This is a genomic window from Nostoc sp. (assembly GCF_036917275.1).
Taxonomy (GTDB): domain Bacteria; phylum Cyanobacteriota; class Cyanobacteriia; order Cyanobacteriales; family Nostocaceae; genus Nostoc.
Window position 1 is genome coordinate 132837 of the sequence record NZ_JBALDF010000006.1, and the last position, 13758, is coordinate 146594.

Annotated in this window: 11 protein-coding genes and 1 pseudogene; 6 read left to right on the forward strand and 6 right to left on the reverse strand. The window is 41.0% G+C overall.

The genetic code is table 11. From position 1 onward, the window contains the following. Positions 1-493 precede the first annotated feature (493 nt). The 3 genes from V7K35_RS02190 to V7K35_RS02200 form a co-directional block, all read right to left on the reverse strand. Complete coding sequence (locus tag V7K35_RS02190; protein ID WP_334792723.1) at positions 494-1681, reverse strand: HetZ-related protein 2; 1188 nt, start codon at positions 1679-1681, stop codon at positions 494-496. 967 nt (positions 1682-2648) lie between these two features. After that, positions 2649-2999 carry a carbon dioxide-concentrating mechanism protein CcmK gene (locus V7K35_RS02195; RefSeq protein ID WP_334792721.1) on the reverse strand — a complete coding sequence of 117 codons (351 nt, stop codon included), beginning with the start codon at positions 2997-2999 and terminating at the stop codon, positions 2649-2651. Positions 3000-3084: 85 nt separating this feature from the next. Continuing rightward, positions 3085-3396, reverse strand: coding sequence for a BMC domain-containing protein (locus V7K35_RS02200; protein WP_334792720.1), 312 nt, complete (start codon positions 3394-3396; stop codon positions 3085-3087). Between the two features lie 295 nt (positions 3397-3691). On the opposite strand from V7K35_RS02200, the pseudogene V7K35_RS02205 reads away from it, so the two are divergent. Next, positions 3692-4275 (forward strand): annotated as a pseudogene (locus V7K35_RS02205) (alpha/beta fold hydrolase); the annotation flags it as partial. A gap of 590 nt (positions 4276-4865) precedes the next feature. Here the strand turns inward: V7K35_RS02205 and V7K35_RS02210 are convergent. Both V7K35_RS02210 and V7K35_RS02215 read right to left on the reverse strand, forming a co-directional pair. Next, complete coding sequence (locus tag V7K35_RS02210; RefSeq protein ID WP_335075996.1) at positions 4866-5606, reverse strand: hypothetical protein; 741 nt, start codon at positions 5604-5606, stop codon at positions 4866-4868. Continuing rightward, entirely contained in the window at positions 5606-6238 is a 633-nt protein-coding gene (locus tag V7K35_RS02215) for a ParA family protein (protein WP_334792718.1), read from the reverse strand. The genes V7K35_RS02210 and V7K35_RS02215 overlap by 1 nt, the downstream gene beginning before the upstream one ends. A gap of 258 nt (positions 6239-6496) precedes the next feature. Here V7K35_RS02215 and V7K35_RS02220 point away from each other — a divergent pair, with 258 nt between their 5' ends. The 5 genes from V7K35_RS02220 (at position 6497) to V7K35_RS02240 (ending at position 11880) form a co-directional block, all read left to right on the forward strand. Next, positions 6497-7879, forward strand: coding sequence for a cytochrome P450 (locus tag V7K35_RS02220; RefSeq protein ID WP_335075998.1), 1383 nt, complete (start codon positions 6497-6499; stop codon positions 7877-7879). 774 nt (positions 7880-8653) lie between these two features. Beyond that, positions 8654-9286 (forward strand): bifunctional 4-hydroxy-2-oxoglutarate aldolase/2-dehydro-3-deoxy-phosphogluconate aldolase, encoded by a 633-nt coding sequence (locus V7K35_RS02225; protein WP_335076000.1) that lies wholly within the window; start codon positions 8654-8656, stop codon positions 9284-9286. Positions 9287-9399: 113 nt separating this feature from the next. Further along, the gene (locus V7K35_RS02230) at positions 9400-9915 is read left to right on the forward strand and encodes a L,D-transpeptidase (protein ID WP_335076001.1); all 516 of its coding nucleotides are present in this window, start codon (positions 9400-9402) and stop codon (positions 9913-9915) included. A 748-nt stretch (positions 9916-10663) separates the two neighbouring features. Continuing rightward, positions 10664-11206 carry a L,D-transpeptidase gene (locus tag V7K35_RS02235; RefSeq protein ID WP_335076003.1) on the forward strand — a complete coding sequence of 181 codons (543 nt, stop codon included), beginning with the start codon at positions 10664-10666 and terminating at the stop codon, positions 11204-11206. Positions 11207-11316: 110 nt separating this feature from the next. Beyond that, positions 11317-11880, forward strand: coding sequence for a Uma2 family endonuclease (locus V7K35_RS02240; protein WP_335076005.1), 564 nt, complete (start codon positions 11317-11319; stop codon positions 11878-11880). A gap of 185 nt (positions 11881-12065) precedes the next feature. Here the strand turns inward: V7K35_RS02240 and V7K35_RS02245 are convergent, their stop codons facing one another. Next, positions 12066-13664 (reverse strand): Hsp70 family protein, encoded by a 1599-nt coding sequence (locus V7K35_RS02245; RefSeq protein WP_335076007.1) that lies wholly within the window; start codon positions 13662-13664, stop codon positions 12066-12068. Positions 13665-13758: the final 94 nt, after the last annotated feature.

The following is a 13758-nucleotide window of genomic DNA, read 5'->3' on the forward strand; positions in this document are numbered from 1 at the left end:
ATTGCTATCTAGTGCCAGTATTTTGATCTGTTCATCTAAATTTTTTACTAATTCATTCAGGGCAACCAAAGCCTTTAATTGCTGAAATTCAATGCTAGGATTCAGTAAAAGCCCTTTTTGTAGTTCATGTAACTTGAAGCTTAGTTGTTGAGAAATTCCTCAGGCATGGCGAATCATTTAATTCACCCTCTGAAGACAACATAGATTCAATTATTTAGTGTTTATTTATACAATTTCTACCTTATTTTAGTAAGTAGTTAATAAATTAGACTTTGTTCGATTGTTAAAATTTAAATTATATATACCTAAGTAGAAGATGAATTTCAGATGTGGATTAGAAACAATATTGAGTTCCGATCTGCTGTAGTAAGTGAGGGATGAGGAGATGAAGAGTCTCCAGAAGCAGAGGGGAGGAACTTGTGATAAATTCCCCTTTGCTCTCCTGCTCCTTGTATCCCACGGTTTAAATTGATCAACTAGATGCCTCATAAGCCTACTCCTGAGCTCTTAAAGCTTGGGCAGCAAGATAGACTTTTGTCCATTCGCCTAGCACTTGATGGGTTTTGAGTTTTAAATTTTGGGCTATTGCTTCTATTGAGTTACCCGCTCTTTGCAAATCTAGGATCTGCCGCTCCAGAGGAGTCAATTTTTCATAAAGTTGCTGCCATTGATTTTGTGTTAATCCCAAGTTATGTTCTTGTAAGGAAATTGAGAGCCAGCTGTCTACGAGTTCTGGTTTACCTTTAAGAGCAAAAACCCGCACGGCGTGGTAACTAATTTTTTCTCGCAGACGGTATACCTCTTTAGTCTGCTTATTTAATCTGTGGGCGATCTCTTCCTGGGACTTACCTTGCAGATACAGTCGTAGCCACTCCACTGCATCTGTCCCCAGATTTTCTTGTAAATAATTTTCAAATTCTTTTTGTACTGACTGACGCAGCGCAAGTTGTTCCTCTAGTTGTTGTGCTTGTTGATATTCTGCGATCGCCTGACTATCCACTAAGTTAACTCGATTCTCACTGTCGTCTGTGAGAACTTCTTCCGACACCAGTCTAATTAAGTCACGGCTTGGCACTTGAGTTAAGCCACCGCGCTGAGTGCGACGCAAGTAATTTACAAATCGATAAGCTAATAGGGGTTGATTGCGTACTGGCCGCAGACAATATTCTTCTACACTGGCAAATAGCAGAGCATCCCCCAATCGTCGATCCGTTGTGTATTTAGCAATATCAGCCATTTGCTGTTGCATGTGGCTATCGCTTTGCAGTAATTCTTGGAGTACTTCTTGCAACACATCGATCACACTACGCTGGCGATCGCGGCTAAGGGCAACCCAAGTCTGAATTTTATTCCGTAATGTCACCAAACTTCCCAGTCGCGTTATCAAGTTGCGATAAGCACGCTCTCGCCCCAGCCCCAAGTAGCGTTGACGTAAAATCCTCCAGCGATATTCCATCGCTTGCTTGGCGATATCTAGTTCCTTAGGGTTAAACAGATCAAACCGTTTTGAGTCAGATCCAAATAGCCAGAAAATAATACTTTGTCTAGCAGCTTCACTTTGTTCTGGACATTCCGCAGCCAAGCGTTTTCGCCAATCTAGAGCTAGTTTTTCCACATCCTTTGTCATAGCGAGATTGCGCTCCTCGAAACTCAATTTTGAAGTTTGCATCACAACCCCCATTTGTCCCACCTAATTGTTTAACTGGCAGCTGCCCCGGATTTCATGAAACTCATGAAAACATTTCAGTGATTCCACTTTTATTACGTCTTAATTCACGAAAATTATGCAAAAATTTTTGTATTGGTATTTTACTTTCAATTTCAAAGTGCTCTAAATCCATGAAAATCAAGCATTTCTGCCAATTCTATTAATTTAAATTTTTTGTTAAGTTATGTTTTTTAACTGAGAACAGAAATCTGCCTCCTAGAGTGGTGAGGATACACCTTTACAGAAGATGGGTTGGGGAAATCTGATATTTTGTAACCGAGCCGAGGAACGAATCTAATTTAACTCTATGTCAGACGTTATTTCACAAGTATAAGTTTTAACCCTCTGTAATTTTTTACGTAGTTATATCTTTAGTTTTATTTTATACTATACTATTTTAAATAAGAATTTAGAAGCAGAGTCTCCATATCTGCTCCTAAATTCTTTTTCGATAATAAATTTTGGATAAATCCGATCGCTATAGCTTGGAATTAGCCCCAGTATGTCACATAGCGATGTCTACGACGGGCTACGCCTACGCTATTCTAGTAGTAGGGATTAAACTATCGCTTATTTCTCCTCTCTAAACTAGCTTCAGCCACAACAGTGCTTCTAAAATTGGCAAGTTATTCTTAAAACCTTTACATTCCCAAAAAGAAATAGTCAACAGTCAATATTTATTTTGACTATTGACTCTGATTGTTGTTTTCCCTTCTGGTTCAAAATTTAACTTATGCAAAATCTAAAAACTGTAATGAATGCAATCCTCTAAAGTTTTGATAGTCATAAGCCTCGCAAGAGACTTCTCTTTAAATTCATTGATGGAGATTCTTCGTTTTGAATTTTGAGAGAAGTTGGAGCGCTGGCTTCCAGCGAGATGAACTTAGGTAATTTTGAATTCTCTGTTCGCGTAGCGCCTTTGTAGGAGAAGGGGTTGACTTTATCGCCCGTTCGATGATCTAACAATGGGACTTTCTACAGATTCTCGATACTGTTGGACTTGTTCTGTGTAAGCAATTGGCAGAACAGCTTCAACGTTTTCATGGGGACGAGCAATAATCACCCAGGATTCCAGTGTACCGCCAAAAACATTTTCTGCCGCTTCAATACCAGCAGCCATAGCTGTCTTTACTTCAGAAACATCACCACGAATATTAACTGTAAAGCGGGCACTACCTACTCTGATATAACCAACCAGGGTGACTCGACCAGCTTTTAGCATAGCATCTGCTGCTGCTAACACCGCAGGAAAACCTTTAGTTTCGAGTGCTCCAACTGCCTGTAATGACATTATTAATCTCCTGTATAAATAAACGATATGGGGGCTACAAGTTAATTGTACGAAGCTTCGCTACAGATTTTTATAGCAAAATTGCTTAGAACATGCGGAAAGGTTCTGATTCTTCAGTGAAATGGATTGGTAATATAGTTTCGACATTTTTCGGAGGATTAGGAACAATGTAATGTGTAATTACTGCACCAACCTTGACTTGCTCTCCAGCTGCGATTCCGGCTTCAACAGCTCTTTTTACCTCAGCAACGTGTCCCCGGACGGCGACTAACAAACGAGCGCTTTCAGCTTGACCATAGTACACAATTGTGACTTCGGCAGCTTTAACCATTGCATCTGCCGCTGCTAAGACACTAGGAAAACCTAAAGTTTCAATTACGCCAACCGCCATTGGCATGGCATTAGCTCCTGAATTAAGGGATAGGCGATTTTAATTGTACGTGGCTTTAGTCCCAATTTGGACATTTTGGAAAACTTTCTTTGATACCAGGGATTCTGTGGAGTGGGGAGTGAGGAGCAAAGTCGGAGACGCTCCGCCTCCGGTTATGAGTTGGCAGTTAGAATGTTTTGATAGCCGCTCGTCTATGTTTTAGATATTACTTGTAATATCTCAGCGTGTTAGTTTATGTAATTTTGTTGTTTAATAAAATCAGCGATACGTGGAAGTAAGCTAGTACGATAAACTGAAATTTATGTTTCCGAATTTTCTTCCTACATCTGTTGGGCAACTGATAGAATCTGCCTCGATCGCAATAGCTCGGAGTATTCAAACAACTGCGTAGACGTGAAGCGGCTTGTCGTCAGACATCGCTACTCCCTTAACTAATCAACCAGTTACCACAACCTATGTCAAGCAAGAGAGTGGTGGAACTCCTATTTTATTAATTCACGGCTTTGACAGTTCCGTATTAAAATTTCGCCGGCTTTTGCCACTACTCTCTGGAGATAATGAAACTTGGGTAGTGGATTCGTTGGGTTTTGGGTTTACAGATAGACTCTCAGGAATTGCTTATAGCCCAACTGCAATTAAAACCCATCTTTTATTATTTCTGGAAAAGCCTGATTAACCAACCTGTAATTTTGGTGGGCGCTTCGATGGGGGGTGCGACGGCGATTGATTTTATGCTAACATTACACGGAAGTGGCAAAAAAGCTGGTGTTAATTGACAGTGCTGGTTTAACAGGTGGTTCACCATTAAGTAAATTAATGTTTCCTCCGTTGGATTATTTAGCAACTCAATTTTTAAGTAATCTTAAAGTGCGTGATTCTCTTTCAAACAGACAGCAGATCATTAGGGTAAATTTGAAAATTTACTAAAAAGTCAGTTTATAAATAAATAGCTATGAGAATAGAAAGAAATAATAGTCTTGATGCCTTAAAAGCATTAAGCATTGCTTTTGTTTTCATCTGGCATTTACGACCATTTCAATTTATTATAAATGATTCTACTCATGTTATTGTACTTATTCTTGCTAAAATTATAAGGAATTTTGAACTGCAATTATCTTTAACAGCCGAATAACTATTTTCTGTTATTTTCATTCTCTGAAGCAATTGAAAGAGAATTTCTTAGTACAAAAATTATCTAAATACTCTCTTGGTTTATTTTCATTACATAAATACTGGCAATACTTATTCTTCTGGCTAGTTAAACATTATCAAGTTGCCATAAATACAGGAATTCTTGGAAGTCCTTTGAATAAAATATTTGTAATTGAAGGATTTTTTGTTGTATTTTTTACTGTTTTATCAATTTATTCAGGTTAACTCGTTTAAAGCAATTTGTTGCTTAGAGCATCGATTCAGCAATCAAAAACCTAACCCCCTAACCCTACAAAGGTTAGGGGAGCAAAGATTAACTGACTCTAGTCAAGTAACCACATCTCATTAGAACTCTCAGGATACTCATTTGGTTGATTTTGAGGTTGATCTTGAGCTAGTGTTTCCGATGAGCGATGTGATTTTTTGTAGTTAAGTGGATTGTAGTGGTCTTTTACTGGTTGTATAGCACTACTTTCTTTTACAACATTATCAGCATACTCACCTGGTTGATTTGGAGCTAGTCTTTCCGATGGGCGATGTGATTTTTTGTAGTTATATGGATTGTATTGTTCTTTTACTGGTTTTATAGCACTAGTTTGTTTTACAACAAGTTTAGAATTATCTTCTGCTGTTTGTTTTAAAGCATTGATTTCTTCTATCAGACGGGAATTTGCTTCTGCAAGTTGCAGTGCTGTTTTTTTTGTTTCGTCAAGTTCTTTTGCTACGTGTTGTACTAATAATTTGTGTTCAGATGCTAATGTTTTTTGTTTAGATAATTTTGATTGCAAATCAGCAATTTCCTCTCCAAGAGATACTTCATTTTCGTGGCTTTTCTCCAAATTACTTGTCAACTCTTTGACAGTTGCTTCTAAATCAGCCTTAGTGGGACTTGTGCGCTTAATAGAAGTTGACTCAGCAGTCTGTGCTGAGGATTCTTCATCAAATGAAGCCTGTTCTTCGGCAATTTTTTCTGCTGTAACTTCGATCGCAGATTCACCTTCTGGGGGTGTAAATTTTTGCGCCTCTTCTTGTAATAAGTCAGAGAGACTTTGTTTCTTAACCATTATTTTCTCCAATCACGCTGTAGTTCATCAGCTGCGTGGCGATAGTCTAACTCCGCCTCCCGTGCGTTTCCTCCTCGCCATTGAGTAATTGCTACACCTTCAAGCGCCGCTCTCTCGTGAGCTTTATAGGCACGGATGAAGGTATTAAAAGCAGGAATACCTAGCCGAGTGAGAGTGTTTTTCGCTTCTAGTGCTTCCCCGATACTGCGCGTATCAACTTTGGTGAGCAATACCCGATGGGGGGTTCCCAAGGGGATCACGGCTTCCTTGACTGTTTCCACGAGGATAGCTAAATCCATTGCGGCTGGGGGTGTAGGCAAAACTAGATAATCTGCGATCGCAACTACCGCCACTAATGCTTCAGAGCGCAGTGCGGGAGGCGTATCCACCACTACTAAATCGTACCCTGTTATCTTTCCTAAATCACCTAAAAGTGTGGGATCGGTTTCTTGAGATAAATCAAACCCCATTCCTTGCTGACTGCGCCCAAACCACCAACTGGCAGAACCTTGAATATCTGCATCAATCAGCAACACCTTTTTTTTCTTCGCAAAGTTTGCAGCCAGATTGACTGCGGTAGTCGTTTTACCGACTCCTCCTTTACCGTTAAGAATAGCGATGATTTTTGGCACTGCTTGCTTCCGATTCTGCCTCTTGAGTGCTGTTAGCGGTAGCGGGGCGTTTAGCCCGTGCTGAGACGCGATTAATCGCGTCTGTAGAGGAGTTAGGAGTTATTATTCTCCTTTTTGTCCCCTTAGTCTCTAGTCCCTAGTTCCTGGTGAACTTTTTTATTAAGACTGGCTTACAAGAATATACCGCTTTATGTGACCCTCAAGAACATGAAAACTCGTAACAATAAAATTTAGAAGCCATCAACTCCACAAAACTCTATGATAGCAACTTACAATTTGCCTGATGGGCCTCAAATGCCGCGCTGGCTGCGGATGATCAAGTTTATTAGTCAGCCAGTGAAATATATGGATGATTTTGCCAAAATCTATGGTGACACCTTTACTATTAGGAGTAGTCGCGGCGATAACCATCTTGTGTACTTTAGTCAACCCCAAGCACTTGAGCAGATTTTTACTGCTGATTCCAGCCATTTTGAGGTTGGGAGGGGGAACATAGGACTAAAATTTTTACTTGGCGATCGCTCCTTTATGTTATCAGATGGCGATCGCCACCAGCGGCAACGGCAACTATTAGCTCCTCCTTTTCATGGCGAAAGGATGCGGGCTTATGGTCAAGAAATCCGTAAAATAACCCGACAGGTGAGTAATGAATGGCAAATTGGCAAGCCTTTTAATATCCGTGAGTCGATGCAAGAAATCACCTTGCGTGTTATCCTACGGGTTGTATTTGGTTTGAATGAAGGACAGCTTTTTGAGGAACTGAGGCGATCGCTAAGTGACTTGCTAGACTTCATCACTTCGCCCGTAATGTCCAGCGCCTTCTTTTTCAGGTTCATGCAAAAAGATTTCGGTGCGTGGAGTCCGTGGGGTTGGATTTTGCAACAACGGCAAAAAATTGAGCAACTGATTTATGCTTTGCTTCGGGAACGTCGGGCTGAATCTGATCAAAATCGCCAAGATATCCTGAGTTTGATGATGGCTGCTCGTTACAACGATGGTCAAGGGATGTCAGATGAAGAATTACACGACGAGTTAATGACGCTGCTAGTTGCAGGACATGAAACTACCGCTTCTGCATTGACATGGGCTTTTTACTGGATTGACCATTTACCAGAGGTGCGTCAGAAGTTGCTACAGGAACTTAACACCATTGAAGTTAACCCTGATTTGAGTAGTATTGGTAAATTGCCCTATTTGACAGCAGTTTGCCAAGAAACATTGCGAATTTATCCAATTGTCATGAATGCTTTTGTGCGGATTGTGAAGACCCCAATTGAAATTATGGGCTATGAACTGCCAGAGGGAACGGCAGTAGTCCCCAGTATTTATTTAGCGCATCATCGGGAAGAAGTGTATCCACAATCCAAACAGTTCAAACCAGAACGCTTTTTACAAAGGCAATATTCACCATACGAATATTTACCGTTTGGTGGCGGTAATCGTCGCTGTATTGGGATGGCATTTGCCCAGTATGAAATGAAAATCGTCTTAGCAACTGTTTTGTCAGATTTTCAACTTTCGCTGGTGAACAAACATTCTGTGCGTCCTGTGCGCCGTGGTTTAACTCTAGCTGCACCTGCTGGAATGAAGATGGTTGCAACACCTCAAGTTAAGCGTGCAAATACACCAGCCCTAGTTTAGATAAGTAGGGGAGGCAGTTATCAGCGTGGAAGCCGCCGCTGATACAGCAGATTGCAAGTTAATGAAGTACAAAAATACCCCTCCCTAACCCTCCCCTTAGAAAGGGGAGGGAACTAGATTGGGAATTTCCCCCCAATACATCGGGGGGATTAAGGGGGGTAAGGATGTAGTTCATTTAGATGCAAAATGCTGTAACTGCTATTGCATTAGACGAAACCTTGTAACGCACCATCCATCATCTTGATCTGTAACGATGCCGTACTAACACACTCTACGATTAATGGATATTTTTTTAATTGAAGTTTATTAACAGTGATCGCACGGGATTAGAGGTTGTTTGAAAAGTGGTTAACTGTGATTTTAATTGCGTTGTTACCCCCCTTAGTCCCCCCGATATATTGGGGGGAAACCAGAAAATCCAGTCCCCTCACCTTTATAAGGGGAGGGTTAGGGAGGGGTAAAAAAATATTTAATACATCAATCACGACTTTTCAAACAATCTCTTAGATTACCACCAATTATTATTTTATTTATCAATAATTAAAAAATATAGCGCCAGCCTGTTATTAAACTAGCGCTGGTTTATTGATTTAATTTACAGTTAAAAATATTTAAATTAATTTACTAAATTTTCCTGGCTTATTGTCCGCAATCTTATTTAAAATCAGGCGATATCTACGACGGGCGTAGTTATTGAAAACTAGGTATTAGCATAACTATTCTCTAGTACCCCGTCTCCAGTTCCTAGCCCCCAATTCCTAATTGCCAGTAAAAATGCTTAATCAAATTTGGTTATCACAGTTACAAAAACATCGAGCGATCGCAGTGATCCGCGCCCCTAAAATCGAAGTGGGACAGCAAATGGCAATGGCTATAGCATCTGGGGGAATACAGTTGATTGAGATTACCTGGAATAGCGATCGCGCTGGGGAATTAATCAGTCAACTACGCTTAGAATTACCAGATTGTACTATTGGCACTGGTACACTATTCAATGTGCAACAGCTACAAGAAGCGATCGCATCGGGGGCGCAATTCCTCTTTACACCCCACTTTGACTCCGCAATGGTTCAAGCAGCACAAGAAAAAAATGTACCCATTATCCCAGGAGCGCTGACTCCAACAGAAATTGTTACCGCCTGGAATCAGGGCGCTAGTTGTGTAAAAGTGTTTCCCGTGCAAGCAGTGGGAGGGGCTGATTACATCAAAAGTTTGCAAGGGCCACTCGGTCAGATTCCCTTAATTCCTACTGGCGGCGTCACTCTAGAAAATGCTAAAGAATTTTTACAAGCGGGAGCGATCGCTGTAGGTTTGAGCAGTGAATTATTTCCCAAAAAGCTTGTCACAGAAGGAAATTGGGAGGCGATCGCATTTGGAGCAAGAAAGCTGATGCGACAGTTAGGTTAACTTAGAATCAAACCATCAAAAGTTCACGTCTATTAAAGTAATAGATAGGGAAATAAAGGTGAAAACTGATAAGTTTCTCAAGACTTCATGATTTGAGTGTGAGTGTATCTAAAATGAAAAAACTGATTTCATCTGACTGGGTGCGTTGCCTACAAATACTCCTCACTGGTACAGCACTGTCCTTAAGTGTTTTTACTACTACTGGAACGAGTGAAGTTTGGGCAAATTCCAAAAATCAAGTGATTGCACAAACAATCCAGACATTACAACAATCGGATCAGCGCTGGATTCAAATTAATCTTTCAAAGCAACGATTAATAGCTTGGCAAGGTGACAGAGTTGTTTACGGAAGCGCTATCTCCTCTGGCAAAAAAGCTACTCCCACTCTTGTTGGTACTTTTAAAATTCAATCCAAGTTCAAAACTACGCAGATGCGGGGAGAAAACTACAATGTTCCCAATGTTCCTTATGCGATGTTTTACCAAGGTAGTTACGCTATTCACGGAGCTTATTGGCATAAAAGTTTTGGTACTCCAGTGAGCCACGGCTGTGTGAATATCGCACCTAAACATGCAAAATGGCTATTCGAGTGGGCATCAGTCGGTACACCAATAGTCATTCAGAAATAATAGGTTAAGCAGCCAGAAGGCAATTTAGGTAAAATCATAAATAACAACAAATCAAGACAATTAAGTAATTCCCAGCAAGATTTTATGCTGGGAATCTTCGGAGTCGGAATTACTGAACTTGAAATAAAATATAGAAGAGGGCATTCAACGATTTGCCCAAAGAAATAAGCGTAAATCCTGACAATTCCTGGGTGAAATTACAAATGCAAATATGAATTCGGAGAAAATTTGCATTTAGGCATATTAAATGACAGATTTTTTGTAAAGGTTGTCCTTTGTAATTAATCATTAGGAATGCAGATTAAATAAAATGCAAAACTTCTTTTTCATAGGGTGCGTTATGCCCTTAGTTAACGCACCATCCCAATATTTTCGGTGCGTTACCGAAGCCGTAACACTACGAAAGTTGCTCTTTGCTCTTTATTTAATCCGTGTTCCTTATACCAATTTTTTATGAAGACGCATAGAAAGAACCCCACCGCCTACGGCACCTCCCCTTGGCAAGGGGAGGTTGGGAGGGGTCAAAATAATGTGCAGCTTCACAGAGAATTGGTATTAGTGAATAACAAAGCACAAATGACAAATGTGCAAATTGGACACAGATTAGCTTAGGACTTGTCTTGAGAAGCATTAGCGGATGAATTGCGTAAATCCTCTACAGGAAGCTAGAAGTCGCTCTGGAAAATTGTAGTTTTCCAGAAAACTACTTCACTTCATGATTTTTGCGTAGTTTAGAAGATGAAGCATAATGCAAACCTGGATTCGCAGTGGTGGAATTCGTTCTTCAGGAACTTTTTGTACAGGCGTGGCGCTGATGATAGTGACTTTATTCTCTTGGTCATCACCGTTAGTAGGTACACCCAACTCGACTACAGCAACAGCCACGTCAGTTGATGAAAACGGCATCACTGTATTTAATAATATCAGGCAAACATCCCAACCTCGCTGGATTGAAATTGACCTGTCAGAGCAACGCCTACGTGCATGGAAAGGTAATAAACTTGTTTATTCATACCGCATTTCTGGAGGTAAGCGATCGACCCCCACACCCATAGGTAGATTTCGGATTAATTCTAAGTATCGCACTCACCGAATGCGAGGCAATGGCTACAACATTCCTGACGTTCCTTACACAATGTATTTCTACAGAGGCTATGCCATTCATGGTGCATACTGGCATAACCGTTTTGGGACTCCAGTCAGCCACGGTTGCGTAAATTTACCTGTTAAGCAAGCTCGCAATCTTTACAACTGGACTACAATGGGAACTTTAGTAGTCGTGCGGAAATAATTGCAATTCTTACCTTGATGTATGGACAGGTGCGTTACACTCCGTGAAAGTGCCTGTCCATATATACTGCTAGACTAAAAACACATACATTTTCGAGAAATTCCGGAGCTATGAGCGCCACAACTACTCAACGACTTAGCCTGGAAGAGTTTCTGAAGCTTCCAGAAACAAAGCCTGCGAGTGAATATATTAACGGTAAGATTATTCCTAAGCCAATGCCGAAAGGGAGACACAGCCGCTTACAAGGTAAACTTTGTGCTGTTGTTAATGAAGTCACGGAAAATCAGAAGATTGCCTATGCATTTCCCGAATTACGGTGTAGTTTTGGAGAACGCTCAATAGTACCCGATGTGGCTGTATTTCAATGGGGACGCATACCGTTTACCCTTGATGATGAAGTACCTGATAATTTTGAACTTACACCAGACTGGACGATTGAGATTCTTTCGCCAGAACAAAAACCCAACAAAGTAATTGGGAACATTCTTTACTGTCTAAAGTATGGTAGCCGCCTGGGATGGTTTCTTGATCCTGATGACTTCAGTATTTTAGTATTTCTACCAGAGCAACAGCCAGTGCTACTCCAGGGAGAAGATTTTTTGCCTATATTACCAGAAATTGAACTTGCACTAACCGTCAATCAAGTTTTTGGATGGTTAAAAATGGGCGGCTAAAAATAACTCGCCTGGAATCAGAAGGTGCGACGCCGAATAGCCTGCACTTCTCTTTGCGCTTGGGCAATGATTATTCCATACACTTTTATTAACAGCTTTGTACCAGTTGTTAAGCGCATCACAGGAGTCAGCATACTTTTGACAAAATTCGCGCTGCTTTTTACGACTGATGATGTGCATTAGATCTAGCTCAACTGTGCCACGAGTTGATTCTCCAAAAGCGTATCATTCGTTAACAAGTCTTCAACGGTGATTCGCAAAAAGCCTTGCTCATCAACTTGAAAGAAAATTTTGATCCTGTCGCTTCCCGGATATCCAACTGGTGTGAGTTGGGCAATTGTTCTCGCGCCTTCTTGATCGTTGAGGGATTTGACGCTGGTTTCACTATTTTCCAGACGGCGAGTAATTAGGCGATCGCCATCAAAATAAACTTCGGTATTACCTGTATCTGTTCCCAATTCTCCCATAATTAATTCAATACTAGGCTGATTTTCCACAGAAGCGCCTAAGACTAATTCTACTGGCTGATTCATCGGGTATGCTTGCCCAGCTTTAATCAGAGAATGCCATTTGTGACGCTGGTTGCGGCGATCCCAGTAGCGGATACCATAACTATGATACAGAAAGTCTTTGATTTGTATCCCTTGAGTTAGTTGTAATGCACCTTGAGCGATCGCTTCAAAGGGACGTTCACAACGGATTTTTTCTGGCTCAAAATACTGTTTTATCCATGTCTGCACTGCCGGCAATTGCACTGTCCCACCAACTAACAAAACTGCATTAATATCAGGAAGTTCTATCCCTTGGCGTTTTGCTTGCTGCAATAGTGTCGTCATCGACTCATCCAGTAACTCAAAAAATGCGTGTTCTTTGAGGATATTTTCAAAAGTGTCGCGGTTTAGTTCCAGTTCATAGCTTTCAAATGTCTCATCATCAAAGTAAACTTCACTAGCTTGGTTTTGGGTTGATAGCTGAATTTTTACCCGTTCCGCCAATCGTGTTGTCAAAGGACTTATCCTCAGTTCTTGAGTTTTGGCAAAGTAATCTACCAACCAATTATCAATATCAGTACCACCCAAATTTTGCCCAGCTTTCGCCAAGACACGGGCAGTTTTGACTTTTTGTTTTGAATCTTCAGCCAGGGACTTATTACCCCACTTGAGGATAAATCCCAGTGGCTTTGTGGCTACTTGCCCGCCTTGATCCAACCGGACAAGGGATAAATCTAAAGTACCGCCACCAAAGTCAATCACCAAAAGAATTTCTTGATCTGCCAAACCATAACCCAAGGCTGCGGCTGTGGGTTCATCCAGCATTCGCACTTGTTCGACGGGAAGGGCTTGACACACGTTCCCCAACCAATGACGATAAGCTTCAAAACTGTCTACAGGTACCGTTAACACTAAAGAATCTAACCCTCCTTCCAGGGGCGCTAGTTGTTCAATCACCTGGGTGAGGAACCATCGCCCTACTTGTTCAAAGGTGACAATTTGCCCATCTAATTCGGGTAAGAAACCTTGGATATCTGCACCGATACCCCGCTTAAAGCTGCGAAAAAATCGCGTTTCGCCCTTGAGGTCAAGACCGCGATCGCGTACTTGTTGCCCGACTAATACTTTATTTTGGGTTGCATCTTCAACATAAACCAAGCTGGGAATCAGTGGCGGATTGAGACTTTGTTTAATTGATAAACCTGGTAGATTCAGGGTTTCTGGCTGCTGGGTTACGGGGTTCCAACGAGCAATGACTGTGTTGCTAGTACCAAAATCGATTGCGATCGCCATATTTTATATTTATTCTCTCGCACGAAGACGCTAAAGTTACTTTATTTTTGATTATTCTCTATAACCCACCAAGAATGCAAATGCGCCCAGACGC